Origin of the sequence: Spirilliplanes yamanashiensis (assembly GCF_016863475.1) — a bacterium.
Classification (GTDB): domain Bacteria; phylum Actinomycetota; class Actinomycetes; order Mycobacteriales; family Micromonosporaceae; genus Spirilliplanes; species Spirilliplanes yamanashiensis.
The window spans coordinates 61,987-80,088 of sequence record NZ_BOOY01000043.1 but is presented as its reverse complement, the minus strand read 5'-3'; the positions used below and the strand labels follow the sequence as shown (position 1 = coordinate 80,088).

Genomic DNA, 18,102 nt, shown 5'->3' with positions numbered 1-18,102 from the left:
TAACAATCGTCACCGACGTCAGCGGGTCGTGCATGATGTTTGCGCTGAACGGCGACGAATGGAATGGAGAAACGGCCTAACGGAAACCGCGCCGAAGGTCGAGTCGGCGGCTTGTTCCGATCGGGCGGCGTCGACCCCTATGTCCGGAACACGGACAGGTCGGCCAGCCGCAGGCCTACGGACGCGAAGGTCGCCGACGCGGCCGCGGAGACCCCTGGTGGGGCGAGGACGTCCGTCACGGTAATCTCGCGCACCGTCGACGGGCCCGCCCACAACCCGGCCTGCTGCACCGCCATCGTGGCGACGGTGAGGCAGTCCTCCTCGGTGGGCCGCTCGGACCCACCGAAAATGGCGAGCGTGCTGGCGGGGGTGGTCTCTAGGTGCGTCCGCGGCGCGTCTGCATCGTCGGCGTGGGCATGTGCCGCGGCTGTCGCCGCGGTGCCCTCCCGGGGGGTGCCGCTGAAGTGCAAGCCGGCGAGACCGCAGAGCAGGAGCGCGGCGAGCAGCAGCAGACGAACCGCCCGAGTCATCTGCACACCATCACCACCGCTTCGTTCGCTGGCCGCTGCCGCCAACACGGTGGCGGTCGTCTCCTAGGCGGCATAGTACATCGGTGGCGGGGTCGGCGTGCGACCGTCCCGCCGATGCATGAAGGTGCCTGGAAACGGCATTGAGCCGAGAAATGCGTCGGCCGCCGGCCCGGGGTGAGTGGTCGGCGGCCGGCCGAAAACGCGCTTTCGTGCGGCGCGGTAGGAAACCGCGCGAAGGACTACTTGCGGAGCTGGTCGCGCAGCGTGTTCATTTCCTCGACGTCCTTGAGCTGCTCGTCGCGGATCTTCTGCTGGAGCGCCTTGGCCTCGCCGCCGGCGCTGGCCGACATGGCGATGTCGGTCATCATGATCGCGGCCATGTGGTGGCTGCTCAGTACGTCGAGCCACTTGAGGTCGAACTCCTCGCCGGACAGGCTGCGGAGTTCGGTCATCTCCTGGTCGCCGAACCTGGCCAGCGGGGGCTGCATGGGCTGCGGCGCCATGCCGCCGCTGCCGGCGATGGCCTGGAGTTTCGGCAGATCGGCCTGCTGGCTGGTCATGGAGCGCTGGGCGATCTCCTTGACCTCGGGCGTCGTGGCCTTCTCGGCGCCGAGCTTGGTGATCTCCATGCCTTCTTCGTGATGGGGGACCATCATGGCGGCGAACATGGCGTCCGTCATCGAGGCGGCGGCGCTCTGGCTCGGGGCCGCCGCTCCGGTGGTGGCGGTCGAGCCGGCGCTGTCGGCGTCGCCACCGCCGCAGCCGCTGAGTGTCAGGGCGAGGGAGGTGGCTGCCGCGAACAGGCTGAGCGTGTACATCCTGCGCATGCGCATGGCGGGGTCCTTCTCGGGTGGTGGTATCCATCGGGGGTGGTCGTGCTGGTGCGCCGGGTCCGGAGACGTGCCGGTGGGACGCTGTCGTCCGTTCTGTTGTCGTGTGCCGGAGTCTCGGCGGACAGCCGGATACCCGTACGGGTGTGCGCGTAACATGCTGCGTCGAAGGGGGTGGCTGTGTCGGAGCACCGGTCGGCCGGCGGGCATTCGCATCCGGTCGACGCCGAGCGCGTCGAGGCTGCGCGGCAGCGGCTCATCTCCCCGGAGGACGCCGCCCGGCTGTCGTCCCTGCTGGGCCTTCTCGCGGACCCGGTCCGCGCGCGGATCCTGTACGCGCTCGACACGGTCGAGGAGCTCTGTGTCGGCGATCTCGCACTGGCCCTGGAGGCGTCTGAGGATTCGGTCGGCTACGGCCTGCGCATTCTCCGCACCGCGGGCCTGGTGACCGGCCGTAAGGCCGGCCGGATCGTCTACTACCGGCTTGCCGACGATTTTCCCCAGCCCTTGCGGGAGCACTGCCTCAGGCGTCTGGTGGAGCTGACGCGCGCGCCGCTCGACGAGGACTGATCTGCGCCGTGTGTGACTGTCGTCTCCTGCCAGGGCTTGATACCCCTGGGGGGTAGGGGTAGAGTGTTCATCGGAAGTTCCGCCACGTCCTGAGGAGTGCACCAATGGCGACGCAGACCTACACCGTGACCGGCATGACGTGCTCGCACTGCGTCAACTCCGTCGGCACTGAGATCAAGCAGCTCCCCGGCGTGACCGACGTGGAGGTCGATCTGGCCACCGGTCAGGTGACCGTCACCAGCGAGCAGCCCCTCGACGACGCGGCGGTGGAGGCCGCGGTCGACGAGGCGGGCTACGCCGTGGCGAGGTGACCGTGCGAACCCCGATCAAGCTGGGTGCGTACATGCTGGGCCTCGCGGCGGTGTTCGGTACGTCCGTCGGGCTCGGCAGTGTGGCCGGGCCCGACCGGACGCCGCCCGCGGCGCACGGCATGCCCGCCGCGCAGCACAGTGCCACCGCCGCTCCGTCTGGAGGCGCTGGCGCAGATGCCCATCTGCCCGTCGGCCTGCAGGTCATCCAGGACGGCTACCGACTGGCCCCCGAGTCGCCCGAATTGTCGGCGGGTGAGCCGCAGCAGTTCCGCTTCCGGATCCTCGGTCCCGACGGCACACCGGTGACCCGGTACACCGCGACCCATGAAAAGGACCTGCACCTCATCGTCGTGCGTCGCGACCTCGCCCACTTTCAGCACGTGCACCCGCAGCTCGGCACCGACGGCACCTGGTCGACCGCGCTGGCCGTTGCGGCGCCCGGGCAGTACCGGGTGTTCGCGGATTTCCGACCGGCCGGCCGGGAGTCAGCCCTCACCCTGGGCGTCGACGTTGCGGCACCGGGCGAGTTGCGCCCAGTCCCGCTGCCCGAGCCGGCGCGGACCGCGACCGTCGACGGCTACACCGTGACACTCGACGGCGACCTGGTCCCCGGCACGTCGTCGAAGGTGACGCTGTCGGTCAGCAGGGACGGAGCGCCGGTCACCGACCTCGAGCCGTACCTGGGCGCGTACGGCCACCTGGTGGCGCTGCGCGACGGGGACCTCGCGTACCTGCACGTGCACCCGGACGGCGCGCCCGGTGACGGTCGCACCGCACCGGGACCGGGCATCACCTTCTACACCGAGGTGCCGTCCGTGGGGACGTACCGCCTGTACCTGGACTTCCAGCACGCGGGGAAGGTCCGTACCGCCGAGTTCACGGTTCCCGCGACGGCGCAGACCGCCACGACGCCGCCCGCCCCCTCCGGGGAGCAGCACGGGGAGGGTGATCAGACCCATGGGTAAGGAGAGCACGATGGCATCCGTCACCAGGCCGTTGCAGACGGCCGTCGAGCAGATCGAGCTGTCGATCGGCGGCATGACGTGCGCCTCCTGCGCCTCGCGCATCGAGAAAAAGCTCAACCGCATGGACGGCGTCACCGCAACGGTCAACTACGCCACCGAGAAGGCGAGCGTGAACTTCGCCGACGGCGTGACGCCCGCCGACCTGATCGCCACCGTCGAGAAGACCGGGTACACCGCCCAGCTCCCGCCGCCGCCGAAGCCCGCCGGTGACGACCCGGCGGAGCAGGCGCACCCGGTCGACGAGCTGCGCAGCCTGCGCACCCGGCTCTGGGTGTCCGTCGCGCTGACGGTGCCGGTGGTGGCGATGGCCATGGTTCCGGCGCTGCAGTTCACCTACTGGCAGTGGCTGTCGCTGACGCTGGCCGCCCCGGTGGTGGTCTACGGCGGCCTGCCGTTCCACCGGGCGGCCTGGACCAACCTGCGACACGGCGCTGCCACCATGGACACGCTCATCTCCATGGGCACGCTGGCGGCGTTCCTCTGGTCGCTGTGGGCGCTGTTCTTCGGTACGGCCGGCATGCCCGGCATGACACACCCGTTCAGCCTCGACATCGGCCGCACCGACGGCGCGGCGAACATCTACCTCGAGGCCGCCGCCGGTGTCACGATGTTCATCCTGGCCGGCCGATACTTCGAGGCCCGGTCGAAGCGCCGGGCGGGCGCCGCGTTGCGCGCGCTGCTAGAGCTGGGCGCCAAGGACGTGGCGGTCCTGCGGGACGGCGTCGAGGTTCGCCTGCCGGTCGGGGACCTGTCCGTCGGGGACCGGTTCGTGGTGCGGCCGGGCGAGAAGATCGCCACGGACGGCGAGGTCGAGGACGGCTCCTCGGCCGTCGACGCCAGCATGCTGACCGGTGAGTCCGTGCCGGTCGAGGTGCGGCCCGGCGACACCGTCGTCGGCGCGACCGTCAACGCGGGCGGGCGTCTCGTCGTGCGCGCCACCCGGGTGGGCGCGGACACGCAGCTCGCACAGATGGCCAAGCTGGTGGAGCAGGCGCAGACCGGCAAGGCCGCGGTCCAGCGCCTCGCCGACCGGATCTCGGGCGTCTTCGTCCCGATCGTCATCGCGCTCGCGATCGGCACCCTCGGTTGGTGGATCGGCACCGGGGCCGGGCTCACGGCGGCTTTCACCGCCGCGGTCGCCGTCCTGATCATCGCCTGCCCGTGCGCCCTCGGCCTGGCGACGCCCACCGCGCTCCTGGTCGGCACCGGCCGCGGTGCCCAGCTCGGCATCCTCATCAAGGGGCCGGAGGTCCTGGAGTCGACGCGCAAGGTCGACACCGTGGTGCTCGACAAGACCGGGACCGTCACGACCGGCCGGATGACGCTCGTCGACGTGGCGGTGGCGGACGGTCAGGACCGGGACGAGGTCCTGCGACTCGCTGGGGCCGTGGAAGCGGCCTCCGAGCATCCGATCGCGCAGGCGGTCGCCACCGCCGCCGCGGCCGCGGGGCGGCTGCCGGAGGTCGCCGGTTTCGGCAACGTCGAGGGCCTCGGCGTACGGGGGACCGTGCAGGGGCGGGACGTCGTGGTCGGCCGGCGGCGACTGCTCGAGCAGTCCGGCCTGGACGTACCGGCCGAGATCCGGGAGGCCATGTCGGCGGCGGAGTCCCGGGGGCGTACCGCGATCGTCGTCGGCTGGGACGGGATCGCCCGCGGTGTGCTCGCGGTCGCGGACGTCGTCAAGCCGACGAGCCGGCAGGCCGTCGCGGCTCTGCGGGGGCTTGGTCTCACGCCGGTCCTGCTCACCGGCGACAACGAGACCGTGGCCCGCGCGGTGGCCGCGGAGGTCGACATCGCCGAGGTCATCGCCGAGGTGCTCCCGGCGGACAAGGTGGACGTCGTGAAGCGCCTGCAGGCGGACGGGAAGGTCGTCGCGATGGTCGGCGACGGGGTCAACGACGCCGCCGCGCTGGCTCAGGCCGACCTGGGCCTGGCCATGGGGACGGGAACCGATGTGGCCATCGAGGCATCGGACCTGACGCTGGTGCGCGGCGATCTGATGGCCGCAGTCGACGCCATCCGGCTGTCCCGGCGCACCTTGCGGATCATCAAGAGCAACCTGTTCTGGGCCTTCGCCTACAACGTCGCCGCGCTGCCGTTGGCCGCGGCCGGGATGCTCAACCCGATGATCGCCGGCGCGGCCATGGCCTTCTCGTCGGTGTTCGTCGTTGCCAACAGCCTGCGGCTGCGCCGGTTCACCACGGCGCAGTAACGGCGAGTTGGGCTCAGGTGCCGTCGCCGACCGTGGTCGGCGACGGCACCAGGCCGTTGTGAGGACTGTCGCACCGCCCCGGTCAGGAGCGCACCAGGCGGGCGATCGCGGCCGTCGCCTCTTTGATCTTCGCGTCGGGGTTGCCGTCGGCTGCGGCCTGCACGACGCAGTGCCGCAGGTGATCTTCGAGCAAGCCGACGGCGACCGCCTGCAGGGCCTTGGTGGCCGCCGAGATCTGCGTCAGGACGTCGATGCAGTAGGTGTCCTCATCGACCATTCGCTGCAGACCGCGCACCTGCCCTTCGACACGACGAAGCCGCCCCATGAGCGCCTGCTTCTCGGCGGAATAGCCGTGCGGCCCCAGCGTCGCCTCTTCACTCATACGGCAACGATACCCGGGCAGGGTAATGGCGTCATCGACTGTGGGCAGGTCACCTACGGCAGGCGCTGCCCCCGGTGCCGGCTGGCGCGCCGGACCGCTGACCTTGGCGGCGTCATGGACGTGCGCGCGCCTATCTCCTAAGATGCATAGTAGTGACCGGGGGCCTGCTCCGCGGTGCCGTCTGGAGGATTGCTGGTGCTGCACGGGATCATGGGCCTGGCCGGTGGCCCAGGACGGCTGACGCGCGATGGAACGCGCTCGAGCAGGTCGGGGTGGGGCGTCGAGCCTCACCACCCTCGCCGCAGCGTGTTGGGGGAGATGACCCGATGACCGCACAGCACGTCCAGACGCGGCCTCCGGCGGGGCGCCGTCGATTCACGCCGCTCTGGGCCCTCGCCGCGCCGTTGACCTGGTTCGCGTTCGTGCTGGCCTTCGACCCGACGGACAGCGAGCCCGATCCGGCGGGGCGCTGTGTCTGGCACATGCTCTTCGGCATCGACGGGCCGACGTGCGGCATCACGCGGATGACCTGGTACTTGTTGCACGGTGACCTGGTGAACGCCGCCCGGATGCATCTCGCGTTCCTGCTCGGTATCCCGTTCCTGGCGTATGCGTGGATCTGGTGGATCGGCGTCTCGGTGTTCGGCAAGAGGTTGCCCATGCCGACGTCGAGGAAGACCGTCGTCACCATCCTTGCGGCCTACGCCGTCTTGTTCGTGCTGTACGCCACCGTGCTGCGGAACCTGCCGTGGGCACCGTTCACCTGGTTCTACGTGCCCGACATCGCCCAGCAGTGACAGGTGGATCGCCGACAGAACGGCGACGGTACCCAGGGGAGTGCTGATGAGCGGCACCTCGGCCGAGTCGGTGCTGGTCCGTTCTCGCTTCGTCAGCCGCCCCTTGCGGGCCGCGCGGCCGATCGACGATGCGGTCACGAATGTCTTCAGCATGTGGCTGATCGGCGCCCTCTTCGCCGACGGCTGGGCGCATGTCAACGTGCCCGCACTGGAGAGCTTCTTCACACCATGGCACCTGGCTCTCTACAGCGGATTCCTGGCGTTGGCCGGCTGGATCGCATGGCTGAGCCGACCGGCGCGTCGGCTTCAGCCCCCGGTCGGATACACCCTCGGAGCGGTCGGCGTCATCGTGTTCGGCGTGGGAGGCGCAGCCGACCTGACGTGGCACCAGATCTTCGGGGTCGAGGCAGGTGTCGACGCTCTCGTCAGTCCCAGTCACCTCATCCTGCTGGCCGGCGCCCTGCTGATCGTCACGAGCCCTCTACGCTCCGCCTGGTGGGGCCGCGGCGAGCCGTCCGCGGCATCGGCTGCCACGCAGCTTCCAGGACTCGTCGCCCTGGTGTTGGCGACAGCGCTGGCAGCGTTCTTCCTTGCCTATGCATCGGTATTCACCGCGGCCGACGCCACGCAGGCTGTGACGACGATTCCGGAAGGGCAGCCCGGCCACGAGGCGGGCGAGCTTCCGGCTCTGCTAGGGCTGACTCGCTACGTGATCACCACGGCTCTGATCGTCATTCCGCTGCTTCTGCTCTTCCGGCGGGGCCCGATACGTTTCGGTGGCGTCACGGCCCTGGTCGGTGCGGTCGCGTGGCTCTCGGTCGCCATGGTCGGCCTGCCGCATGCGCAGGTTCTCGCTACCGCCGTTGTCACCGTCGCGGCAGTTGCCGCCGATCTCCTCCTCGTCGCAATCGACCGCAGGCGCGGGCCCGAAGCCCGTCATCGGTTGGCCCTCGCCGGCGCCCTGCTGCCCGGGCTGCTGTGGCCGGCTCACCTGGCGGGACTGGCCGTCGCCGAAGGGATCAGCTGGCCCGTCGAGCTCTGGACAGGAATTGTCGCAGTGACGGCGTTGACCGGCGTCGCACTCGCACTGTTGACGCAGCCCGGTCGGCGCCTCCTGACTGCCGGATAGGACACGCGGCGCGGCGCCGACCCTGAATCGATGCCGGCCATGAATCGCTGGACGGCATCGCCGCGTCAGGGATTGGTCATGCTCGACGCGCCCGCGGGCTCGCCCTGTCCCAGCAATGAACGCACGACGCGGTTCCGGCCCTGAGCTTTCGCGGCGTAGAGGGCGGCGTCGGCGGCCTCGACAAGCGCCTCGGCGTCCGGAACGTGCAGGGTGAAGTCGGCGATCCCGATGCTGGTGGTGACGCCGCCGATGTGCGCCTCCACCTGTTCGCGGATCCGCTCGGCGACGATCTGCGCACCGCCGGCGTCAGTCTCGGGCAGCAGTAACGCGAATTCGTCCCCGCCTGTGCGGAACGGCAGATCCTCGGGTCGTGCATCGCTCAACAGCAGGCCCATCTTGGCCAGTACGCGATCGCCCTCACGGTGACCGAGGGTGTCGTTGACCGCCTTGAACCCATCCAGGTCGATCAGGGCCAGCGACAGGGAGCGCCCGTGCCGGCGGGCCAGCTCGACGCGGCGATGCAATTCCTCGTGGAACTCGCGGTGATTACGCAGGCCGGTGAGCCCGTCCGTCGTGGAATCCTGGATGGCGCGGTTCAGCCGGGTGCTGTAGCCCCGCGCTCCGACGAGGTAGAAGATCGCGAGCCCGAGCGGTAGGCCGAGGCCGAGCGTGCCGAGCAGCGTCCACCGCAGGGCGCTCAACTGCTGCCGCAGATCGGAGGTCGACCGGACGACTTCGAAGGCGTGGGTGGCAGCGTCGAGGGTGACGGGCACGGTCACGACGGCTGACAGGCCGTCCGCGCTGAGGCGGGTGTCCGAGGCCAGGGATCCGGTGACCTGTTGCACCGTCCGCGCCGCTGAGTCGTCCACCCGTTCCCCGACCGAACGGCCGGGATCTGTGCCGGTGATGGCGGGCGCGCGCACGGCGTCCGTCGGAGCCGGCATCGGATGTCCGGCGTTCATGGGCGCGGCGGACATCCCCGGCATCGAATGGGGCATGTCGGCTTGCGGTGTCGTACCTGCAGGAGTGTGTCCCTGCCGGCCCACGGCGGTCACCGTCGAGTCGGGGGCGATCAAGGCGACCCGGAGCACGCCCGGCCGAGCGGCGACGTGGTTGAGCAGCTCCTTGACCGGACCTTGCCGGTCATGTGCCGGGGACGCCTCGTAGAGGCCCCTGATGACCTTTGCGTCCGCTTCGTGACCGGCGGCCAGTTGCGTCAATGCGCGGTTGGTCAGCGCCCGGTCGACGGCCACATACTGCACCCCGCCGACGACCACCATCGTGATGAACAGCGTGATCATCATGCGGACAGCGACCTTGGTCCGCTTGCCGGCCATTCGAGTCACGGCGCCCCCCTTTCGCGGCCACCAGTGACATCGGTCGCGCATCCGGTCAGCTGAGGGGTCCTCTCGTCGGTTCGGTGCGAACGATAAAGGTCAGAGGAATGGAGGCCGTCGACGCGGCCCTGTTCAGTGCCGGCCATTGCGCATCCATTGAGCGCGTTGCCGCGTTCAGTCCTCGTACCGGGGTTCGACGATGGCCGGATGCATGCGGTTGTTCGTCTGATGCTGATCGTCCGGCGAAGCTTCCGGCCGGGTACCGGTGCCGCCCGCCCACGGCTCGAGGTGCTCCAGAACCGGTCGTGCTGCCACTTCGCCCACAGCCGGTCGACGTGGGAGTGCAGGACCCGAATCGAACTTGTCCTCGAACGAGGTGTGCCAGTTGACGATCGTCCCGCCGACGTAGCCATGGAGGGCGTCGTGCGGTTGCTGTCCGGGCACTTGGCCGGGCCCTCGGAGGGTGCCACGATAGCGGCGGCGTGGATCGACTCCCGGGGAATCCTGCCCGACGGCCCGGTGCGCTGGTCAGTCGGCGATGACGAGGCTGCGTTACGTCCGGCGGACGGCGAACCACGTCGGGTAACGACGATTCACGCGGCGCTGCGTGCACCGCTGTCGTGCCGGGACAGATGCGTTCGTGATGCGCCTGGCCGCCTCAGGGCAGCGGCAGCACGGCCGCCGGCCCGACGTGGACGAGGCTGCCCGAGTCAGGGTCGGAAGGGTTGGAGTAGTTGCCCGCGCCGAAGATCCAGCCCTGCTCCTCCGTCACCGTCACATCGCCGACCTTGCTGCCGACGTAGTGCATCCTGCCGACGGGGTACTGCGACTGGCGGCCCACGTCGACAAACTTGTCGTCGAGGTAGACCTCGACGCGGTCCTGCTGGTACACCCGCATCTCGACCTTGACCCACCGGTCCAGATACGGGGCCAGGTCCAGCAAGGGATCGCTGATGCGGCCCTCGCCCCAGTACGCGAGGTCCAGGAATTGTCGCCCGTCCCGGTTGTAGACCACCACCCACCAGGATGGGTCGCTCGTGTGGTTGCCATCGCTCGTGGCGTAGCCCTCCTTGAGCTGCGCCAGATTGATCCAGCCACGTTCTGTGAGGCGCAGCTCCGCCGAGCTGATGTACTGGTAGACGATATAGCGGCCGGAAACGTCCTTCGGCGAGCCGTCTTGCTGGCTGAACGGTTCGGTACCCACGGGCCAGCTGTCGGCGCTGAACGACTTGTACAGCTTGCGTTGCGTCGCGGTGTCGCCCGGTGAGTGCCGCAGCCGGATCGTGTGGTCGCCTCCGGCGGGCGGCGCCGGCAGTCCGTCCTGTCGGGCGGACACGACCGATGGACGGCCGTAGTCGTCCTCCTGGCCCTGGCCGTAGTGGGACCACTGCCGGGCGAGTGCGGTCGCGGTCGGGTTGTCGTCCTCCGCTGTGCCGAGCGGGACGGCGCCGAGGTCGGTACGCCACCAGCCCGCGGCGGACGGGGGAGGCGGCGCCGACGGTGCTTCCCCCTCGACAGCTGGACCGACCAGCGACACGGCCGCCAGAACGGCGGCGCCGAGGGCGGCCCCGGTGTGACCCGGGTTCGACATGAGGGAGCCCTCCGCTTCCTGGCCTGCGTGGCTGTCCACACCCTGTCTACGCCGCCTCGGGCGGTCGAGCGCAGGTCAATCGACGTAGTGCAACCGCAGGGGCGGCGCCGGCCGCTGTGAGCTGCAGCCCGTCCTGCGGGCGTCCGTGATGGGTTGGATCGCGGCGGACTTGGCTTCAGTCGGAGTATGGCGCCACGACCGACGTCGGCAGCGCGGGCGACGGTCGAGCGGTTGCCGGCGCCCGCGCGGCGCTTCACGACCGGTCAGGCGTAGCTGCCACCCGGCGAAGGAGCTGGGCGTTGATCGCGCCCGATGGTGGACGCGGACATCAGGACCGCGCCGACCGCCGACCGACGGGCGGCTGAGGGTGACCCCGTCCAGGAGAGTACGCAGGCCGTGGAGGGGGCTCGGCACCACGTTGTAGCCGGCGGCCCAGGCCAGGTCCGCACAGTGCGGCGGACACCGCCGCGTCGCCGCACCGCTGGCGAATGGCGGGGCACGGAGCCGCAGCCGTGCGGTAAATGTCCTAGGACGCTTTAGGTGGTGTGACGGCGCGCCAATATCGGCATCCGACCCACCACGCCCCTGCAACCAAACGGCAGTGTGCGGCGGCGACGGATGGTCCGGCTCGATCAGGCAGGCGTGCCGGGCGCCTATCACGCCCGCGATGAGCACGCCGTGGATTTTGTCCCCACGACAAGACGTCGGAGCGAACCTCTGAACCAGCTGAGACCGGTGCCGATAGGGGAGCGAATGGACGTCAGGGTGCCGCACGGAGACCGAGGTTCTTGCAATGTCTGCAGCTAGCGTCGCCAGGGCCGTCGCCGGGATCGCCGCAGCCGTGATCGGCATCGGTGGAGTGGGGTACGCGCTCGACGCACCGGCGATGATCGTCGCAGCCGCTGGGGACAGCACCGCCACGCCCGGCACTGCCGGCGGAACCGACGCTTCGGCGCCGGAAGGCCGGTCCTTCGTCGTCGTCGCAGGGCCGAAGAAGCCTTCCAAACGCACCGCCACCGACCGTTCGGGCGGTCCTCGGTCCGTCGCCGAGCGGTCCACGCCCGTTCGTCCCTGTGCCCCGAGCCGCCGGCAGCGGGACGTCGAAAGGTCGTTGTCGACCCTGCCGGATTACAGCGCGGTCGTGGTCGACGGGAAGCAGTCGCCGGGTGACTGCGCGGTGATTCGGCGATTCCAGCAGCGCTTCGGCATTCAACCGGCCGCCGGCCAGTCCGATGACACAACGGCCGGTGTCGCGGGCCGCATCGCGACCAGCTCAACACCTGACGAACAGGAGAAGTGCGCCGCGGGAGATGGGGTGACCGCCTGTGTCGACCTCACCCAGCAGACGGCCTGGGTTGTCCGAGATGGAAAGGTTGTCGTGGGTCCGACGGTGGTGCGGACCGGCTTCCGTGGGTATGCGACACCCGCGGGAACGTATCGCATCAACAAGCGCGACCTGCGGGAGTGGTCCGACCCATACGAGGTGTGGTTGCCGTACTGGCAGCGGTTCGTGGGCGGCATCGGCTTTCATGCGACCACGACATACATCCACGACGCGACGCTCGGCTCCCACGGCTGCGTGAACCTGCTCCACGCTGACGCGGTCGCGATGTGGGACGCCCTGCAGCTCGGCGCTACCGTGCACACGTTCGGCAGGCGCCCCGGTACCTGATCCGGCCAGGCGAGATACCGATTCGCAGTCGGCAACCGTGCTCCCCGCCGGGACGCCACCGCGGAGCCGTCGATCGAGACCCGCCACAGACGTGGGCTTGCTCGACGAACCTCGTCGCGCATGACGCCGAGGTCTTAGCAGAGCACCCCCGTCAGGCCGTCATCGGCCCGAGTGCCGGTTGTGCCGCCGCGCATGAGCACCACGACCGCACCGGACACCGCACCGGCGCGGGCGTTGACGCGCCGCCAGCCCCGGCGTGTGATGAACCATGACCAGCGCCGTCGCCGCGCGGGTTCTGGGCGTCGAGGTACCCGACGCCGGCCCGGTGTTCCTCGCCGCCCTCGCCCTGCACATCCTGGCCGGCCTCGTCGCGGTCGTCACCGGGACGGTGGCCGCCCTGGCCCGCAAACGCCGCGGCCGCCACCCACGCGCCGGGACCGCGTTCCTGACGGCGGTGGCCGTCATCGTCGCCACCGCCACCGTCATGGCCGCCATCCGGTGGCAGCACAACCGGCACCTGCTCGCCGTCGCCGCCGTCACCGCCGCCCTCGCCGCCACCGGCTGGACGGCCCGCCGCCGCCGATGGCAACGCTGGATGCTGTGGCACGGGGTCGCGATGAGCGGCGCGTTCGTCGCGGTGCTGACCGGCTTCTACGTCGACAACGGCCCACAGCTGCCGGTCTGGAACCGGTTGCCGCCCTTGGCGTTCTGGTTTCTGCCCGCCGCTGTCGGAGTGCCGCTGACCTGGCGGGCGCTCGTGCGCAACGGCGCCATGCCCGGCCGCCGTACACGATGACGGCGACATCGGCAGTTGACGTCGTCGATGACGTTCCGCGGCCTGAGCGTCGTTCGTCACGACCGTCCCCCGGAGCGAGGGACTCGGCTACGAAGACGCGGCTGTAGGCCGACGTGGCCTCACCTCCGGAGCGAAGACACATCCTGCGCCCGGTCCCGCTGGAGTTCGACTCGTTGCTCTCGTTCCGTCACATGATGTTTGCGGTCCGAGAGTTCCAACTGCACCAAGCGGTGATCGACCACGACGCTGCGCATACCTACACCTATTGCGCATACCTACACCTATATCGATCCCGGGCGGTGTCGGCCGGCATCCACGAGCAGAGGTCGCTGTGGGCCGCCGCGGGTGCAGCCTGGGCGAGATATCGAGGTGAAGGACGGCGCGATGCCGGCTGTGGCGGCGGCACGCTGCAAGACAGTCACATGGTCAGCTCTAGGAACGGATGTCAGAGTTGCTCCGGTTGTCGCTGTGCACCAGGGCGCGGTGCCGCACGAAACTATGGAACTTCGGGGAACTTGTCGCGCAGCTGCGGCGACTCTCCGAACGGGGGATCCGTGTGTCGGGTCCCCACCTATCACCGAGAACTACACGAAACGGGACAGCATGACGACGACACGGCGACGCATCGCCCACTTCTCGGCCGCCGGCATTCTCGGAGTCACGGCGACCCTCATCGCCGCCGCTCCGGCAGCGGCCCACACGGGCGTCACCGTGCAGCCCGCCCGAGCCGGCGCCGAGAACGCCCTCGCCACGGCGAACGCGGAGGCGGAGTCGGACAGCGCCGGTGTGACGAAGGTCCAGATTTTCCTGCCGCAGGGCATCGCCCCGGGCGACATCACGCTGGAGAGTGCCCCGAAGGGCTGGAAGCTGACGACCGACGCGGACAGCTACACCGTTGCCGGCCCGGCCCTCGCGGTCGGCAAGGACGCTCAGCACAAGGTGCGGATCCGTCAGCTGCCCACGTCGGCCACCATCAGCTTCCGGGTGCTGCAGACCTACGACGACGGGCGCACCGACCGGTGGATCGAGATTCCGTCCAAGGCGAATCCGGAGCCCGAGAACCCGGCCCCGACCGTGAAGCTCGCGGGCGGCTCCGACACGCCTCCATCCGCCGCGCCGACCTCGGCCGCCCCGTCGCCCTCCGCCGCGGCCACGGCGTCCGCGCCGGCTCCGGCGCCGACCTCCGCCGCCACGGCGCTGGATCCGGTGAGCGACGAGGCAGGCAGCTCGCTGGCCTGGTTGTGGTGGGTGCTCGCGGTCCTGCTGGTCGCGGGCGCCGGCGCGGCGATCGCGATACGGCAGCGGCGCAAGTCCGCATAGCCGGCGCGGCACCGCTGGGGATCGTGAGGGAGCTCCCTCACGATCCCTTTCTGGTGTGAGGGCCCGATGGGAATGGTTCCCAGGGTCAAGTTTGCATACATTGCAATGTCAGCATATGTTGGTGGCTGCAGCTGGACCGGAAGAAGGGTGTCGTCATGGGTGCCGGCCATGATCACGGGGCGCGCAGCGCCGGCGAGAAGCACGCCGGGCGGCTGTGGGCGGCGTTCGCCGTCCTTGCCGTCTTCATGGTCCTCGAGGTCGTCGGCGGCCTGATCAGCGGCTCGCTGGCGCTGCTGTCCGACGCCGGCCACATGTTCACCGACGTGCTCGGCATCGGCATGGCGCTCGCGGCCATCTACGCCGTCAAGCGTGCCGCCCGCGGCACCGGGAATCCGCAGCGCACGTTCGGCGCGTACCGGCTGGAGGTGCTCGCCGCGCTCGCCAACGCCGCGCTGCTGCTCGGCGTGGCGGTGTGGGTCTGCGTCGAGGCCGTGCGCCGTTTCACCGAGCCCCCCGAGGTGCTGGCCGGACCGATGCTCGCGATCGCCATCGCGGGTCTCCTCGCCAACCTGGTCGCCTTCGCGCTGCTGCGGGCGGGCAGCAAGGAGAGCCTCAACGTGCGCGGCGCCTACCTGGAGGTGCTGGGCGACATCCTCGGCTCCGTCGGGGCCATCGCGGCCGCCGTTGTCATCGCCACCACCGGCTGGCGCTACGCCGACCCGATCATCGCGGTGGCCATGGCCGTGCTCATCGTGCCCCGCACGCTGGCCTTGGCGCGCTCCGCCGTCCGCATCCTCATCCAGGCGGCCCCTGAGCACGTCGACGTCGCGGCGGTCCAACGGACGCTGCAGGACGTGCCCGGAGTCGCCGCGGTGCACGACCTTCACCTCTGGACCCTGACCTCCGGCATGGACGTGGCCCAGGCCCACCTCGCGCTGCAGCCGGAGGCCGACGTCGCCGACGTGCTCGCCGCGGCCCGGACCGCGCTGCACGACGGCTACGACATCGACCACGCCACCCTGCAGCTCGAGCCCGCCGGAGCCGGGGGAACATGCCACCCAGCCGGGTGGTGAACCTTTCCGCCGTGAAATCCGAACTAGCTTAGGTGAGGTTCGGGCGGAGAAGCTGCGCGTTCCTGGGAGCGCTCGTCGCGGCGGTCACGGCGGTTGTCCTGCCCGCCGCGCCGGCCAGCGCCCACGCCGCCGTGGTCGCGGCCAACCCGCTGCAGTCGGCGGTGCTCGGATACTCGCCGACCGCCGTGACGGTCACCTTCAGCGAGCCGATCAGCCTGATACCCGGGCGCACGCTCGTGCTCGCCCCGGACGGCAAGCGGATCCTCGACGGGGATCCCGTCGTCGAGGGCACGACTCTGAAGATCCCGATCCGGGTGGCGGACCGGCCGCTGGGCACCTACGTGATCAGCTACCGGGTGGTGTCGGCGGACAGCCACCCCATCGCCGGCGGCTACACCTTCTCCGTCGGCGCGCCCTCGGCCACGGCCCCGACCGCCCCGTCGGACGACGTCCACCGCAGCGTCGAGGCCGCGATCCCGGTGGCCAAGTACATCGGCTACCTCGGGTTGGTCCTCCTGATCGGCCCCGCCATGTTACTGGCGCTGCTGTGGCCGCGGCGGATGTCCCGCACGGGCCCCACCCGGCTCGTCAGGGTGGGAGCCCTGGCGGTCGCCGTGGCGACGCTCGCCGGACTCTGGCTGCAGGCGCCCTACAGCAGCGGCGCCTCCGCCGTGAACGTCTCCGTCACCGAACTCCGGCAGGTCCTCGCGTCCACCTACGGCGTCGCCCTGTCCGTCCGGCTCGCAGTCCTCGTCGCCCTAGCCGTCCTCCTGCCGCCGGTTCTCGCCGGGCGGACCGGCCGCGCTCGGGGGAGCGCCGTGGTCCTGCTGGGTATCGCGGGACTGGCCACGTGGCCGCTGTCCGGGCACGCCGGCGCCTCGCCGCTGCCCCCGATCAGTGTCCTCTCGGCCGTCGTGCACATCGCGGCGATGTCCGTCTGGCTCGGTGGCCTCGTCACCCTGATCGCATTCCTGTTGCCGAAGGCGCATCCGCGCGTGCTCGGCGTGATCCTGCCCGTGTGGTCCCGCTGGGCGACCGTTGCGGTCGTCTGGCTGGTCGGCGGCGGCGTGGTGCAGGCCCTGATCGAGGTCCGGTCCGCCGGCCAGCTGGTGGGCACCGACTACGGCCGGTTCCTGCTGGCCAAGACCGGGTTGCTGGCCGCCCTGCTCGGCGCGGCCGCCGTCGCGCACCGGATGGTGCGCCGGCGGACCGCCGTGTCCGCCGACGGACCGCGGCTGCTGCGCCGCACCGTGGGCTTCGAGGCCGCCACGGCGGCGGTCGTGCTGGCGGTGAGCGCGATGCTCGTCCAGACGACGCCCGCCCGCAGCGCCGACGTCCAGGCCGCCGCCGCCGCGAAGTGGAAGGGCGTCGCGCAGACCCTCACCACGGACCTGTTCACGCTGCAGTACGACATCTACCCGGTGCAGCTCGGCGAGAACAACACCGTGCACGCGTACATCTACACCGCCGCCGGCAAGCCGATCCCGGCGGCCGAATGGAAGCTCACCGCGGCGCAGCCGACCGCGGGCATCGAGCCGGTCACCACGCTGATGCTGGGCCTGGAACCGCACCACGGCACCGGTGCCGTCACATTCCCGGTGCCCGGCGAGTGGGAGATCAAGTTCACGGTCCGTATCTCCGACATCGATCAGGCCACGGTCGCGACGACCGTGTCGGTGCCGGCCGCGGCACCCTGATCGCGGGTCTCCCGGCGGGCCGCCCACCAGAAGCCGACCGGCACGAGCGCCGCGAACAACCACCACTGGACGGCGTAGGCGCCGCTCTGCCAGGCGTTCTGGGTCCGGATCGGGATCGGCGTCAGCTGCCCGCCCGCGGCCGGCGTCTGCTCGGTCAGCAGGACGTACCCGTTCAGCACAGGGTAGGGAAGGTGATCTTCGAGCTGCGTGGCCGAGATGCGGCGCACCTCCAGGCGGCCGTCCCGCCGATCGACGGCGCGCGGACGGGTCTCGGACAGATGAACCCGTCCGACGACGGTGACGGGCCCCGTCGGAGGCGGCGGGATGGTGGGCCGGGCCAGCGCGTCACCCGGTATGGCCTCGATCCAACCGCGATCGACCAGCACGGCGCTGCCGTCGTCGAGCACCAGGGGCGTCACCACCTCGAACCCAACCCGGGCGTTGACCGTGCGGCCGCGGGCGAGGATCTCGTTCGCGGCGTCGTAGCGCCCGGTCGCGGTGATCCGGGCCCACTCGCTTCCGGGCGGCGCCGCGCCGTCTCCGCGCGGCAGTACCGCCGCCACCGGAGCGGGTGTCGCCTGACCGCCCGCCTCGACGCGCTCGTTCGAGGCCCTGCGGTCCTGATAGCGGTCCCACTGCCAGTTGCCCAGCAGCACCATGGCCGCCGCCGCGAGCACCCCGACGACTGCGTAGCCGAGCCACCGGCGGCTGAGCAGGAATCCGTACACGCCGTGACGCTAGCGGACGGTTCCTGAACGGTGGCTGGGACGGTAGCGGTCCGGTGAGCGTGGCGCGGATGCCGCCGCCGGCGCTCAATGCCGCCGCCGGCG

General features: G+C 70.5%; 18 protein-coding genes. 11 read left to right on the top strand and 7 right to left on the bottom strand.

The window, feature by feature from the left end; genetic code table 11:
* Nucleotides 1-137: 137 nt before the first annotated feature.
* Together Sya03_RS29885 and Sya03_RS29880 are read right to left on the bottom strand one after the other, a co-directional pair.
* Nucleotides 138-530: a hypothetical protein gene (locus Sya03_RS29885; protein ID WP_203941793.1), complete on the bottom strand. Its 393-nt coding sequence runs from the start codon at nt 528-530 to the stop codon at nt 138-140.
* A 239-nt stretch (nt 531-769) separates the two neighbouring features.
* Entirely contained in the window at nt 770-1,363 is a 594-nt protein-coding gene (locus tag Sya03_RS29880; protein WP_203941792.1) for a DUF305 domain-containing protein, read from the bottom strand.
* Nucleotides 1,364-1,540: 177 nt separating this feature from the next.
* On the opposite strand from Sya03_RS29880, the gene Sya03_RS29875 reads away from it, so the two are divergent.
* From Sya03_RS29875 to Sya03_RS29860, 4 genes are all read left to right on the top strand, one after another.
* On the top strand, nt 1,541-1,930 hold the full coding sequence (locus Sya03_RS29875) for an ArsR/SmtB family transcription factor (RefSeq protein ID WP_203941791.1): 390 nt from the start codon (nt 1,541-1,543) through the stop codon (nt 1,928-1,930).
* Nucleotides 1,931-2,034: 104 nt separating this feature from the next.
* Entirely contained in the window at nt 2,035-2,241 is a 207-nt protein-coding gene (locus tag Sya03_RS29870) for a heavy-metal-associated domain-containing protein (RefSeq protein WP_203941790.1), read from the top strand.
* A complete protein-coding gene (locus Sya03_RS29865; RefSeq protein ID WP_370872050.1) occupies nt 2,238-3,206 on the top strand; it encodes a DUF8832 domain-containing protein in 969 nt (322 codons plus the stop codon). Before Sya03_RS29870 ends, Sya03_RS29865 begins: the two co-directional genes overlap by 4 nt.
* Nucleotides 3,207-3,216: 10 nt before the next feature.
* Nucleotides 3,217-5,478: a heavy metal translocating P-type ATPase gene (locus Sya03_RS29860; protein ID WP_203941789.1), complete on the top strand. Its 2,262-nt coding sequence runs from the start codon at nt 3,217-3,219 to the stop codon at nt 5,476-5,478.
* A gap of 82 nt (nt 5,479-5,560) precedes the next feature.
* On the opposite strand, the gene Sya03_RS29855 is transcribed toward Sya03_RS29860, so the two are convergent.
* Entirely contained in the window at nt 5,561-5,860 is a 300-nt protein-coding gene (locus Sya03_RS29855) for a metal-sensitive transcriptional regulator (RefSeq protein WP_203941788.1), read from the bottom strand.
* A gap of 326 nt (nt 5,861-6,186) precedes the next feature.
* Here Sya03_RS29855 and Sya03_RS29850 point away from each other — a divergent pair, with 326 nt between their 5' ends.
* Together Sya03_RS29850 and Sya03_RS29845 are read left to right on the top strand one after the other, a co-directional pair.
* Nucleotides 6,187-6,657, top strand: a complete 471-nt coding sequence (locus Sya03_RS29850; RefSeq protein ID WP_203941787.1) for a DUF2752 domain-containing protein — start codon at nt 6,187-6,189, stop codon at nt 6,655-6,657.
* Between the two features lie 46 nt (nt 6,658-6,703).
* A complete protein-coding gene (locus Sya03_RS29845; RefSeq protein ID WP_203941786.1) occupies nt 6,704-7,786 on the top strand; it encodes a hypothetical protein in 1,083 nt (360 codons plus the stop codon).
* A 65-nt stretch (nt 7,787-7,851) separates the two neighbouring features.
* On the opposite strand, the gene Sya03_RS29840 is transcribed toward Sya03_RS29845, so the two are convergent.
* The 3 genes from Sya03_RS29840 to Sya03_RS29830 form a co-directional block, all read right to left on the bottom strand.
* Nucleotides 7,852-9,090 carry a GGDEF domain-containing protein gene (locus Sya03_RS29840; protein ID WP_203941785.1) on the bottom strand — a complete coding sequence of 413 codons (1,239 nt, stop codon included), beginning with the start codon at nt 9,088-9,090 and terminating at the stop codon, nt 7,852-7,854.
* 207 nt (nt 9,091-9,297) lie between these two features.
* Entirely contained in the window at nt 9,298-9,567 is a 270-nt protein-coding gene (locus Sya03_RS29835; protein WP_203941784.1) for a hypothetical protein, read from the bottom strand.
* Between the two features lie 214 nt (nt 9,568-9,781).
* Nucleotides 9,782-10,753, bottom strand: coding sequence for a hypothetical protein (locus tag Sya03_RS29830; protein WP_203941783.1), 972 nt, complete (start codon nt 10,751-10,753; stop codon nt 9,782-9,784).
* A 754-nt stretch (nt 10,754-11,507) separates the two neighbouring features.
* Between Sya03_RS29830 and Sya03_RS29825 the strand changes: the two genes are divergently transcribed.
* From Sya03_RS29825 to Sya03_RS29805, 5 genes are all read left to right on the top strand, one after another.
* On the top strand, nt 11,508-12,386 hold the full coding sequence (locus Sya03_RS29825) for a L,D-transpeptidase (RefSeq protein ID WP_239107946.1): 879 nt from the start codon (nt 11,508-11,510) through the stop codon (nt 12,384-12,386).
* 268 nt (nt 12,387-12,654) lie between these two features.
* Complete coding sequence (locus Sya03_RS29820) at nt 12,655-13,182, top strand: hypothetical protein (RefSeq protein WP_203941782.1); 528 nt, start codon at nt 12,655-12,657, stop codon at nt 13,180-13,182.
* A 603-nt stretch (nt 13,183-13,785) separates the two neighbouring features.
* Complete coding sequence (locus tag Sya03_RS29815; protein WP_203941781.1) at nt 13,786-14,502, top strand: DUF1775 domain-containing protein; 717 nt, start codon at nt 13,786-13,788, stop codon at nt 14,500-14,502.
* Nucleotides 14,503-14,657: 155 nt separating this feature from the next.
* Complete coding sequence (locus tag Sya03_RS29810; protein WP_203941780.1) at nt 14,658-15,575, top strand: cation diffusion facilitator family transporter; 918 nt, start codon at nt 14,658-14,660, stop codon at nt 15,573-15,575.
* Nucleotides 15,576-15,607: 32 nt separating this feature from the next.
* On the top strand, nt 15,608-17,272 hold the full coding sequence (locus tag Sya03_RS29805) for a copper resistance CopC/CopD family protein (RefSeq protein WP_239107945.1): 1,665 nt from the start codon (nt 15,608-15,610) through the stop codon (nt 17,270-17,272).
* Here the strand turns inward: Sya03_RS29805 and Sya03_RS29800 are convergent.
* Nucleotides 17,224-18,000, bottom strand: coding sequence for an SURF1 family cytochrome oxidase biogenesis protein (locus Sya03_RS29800; RefSeq protein WP_203941779.1), 777 nt, complete (start codon nt 17,998-18,000; stop codon nt 17,224-17,226). The genes Sya03_RS29805 and Sya03_RS29800 overlap by 49 nt on opposite strands.
* Nucleotides 18,001-18,102: the final 102 nt, after the last annotated feature.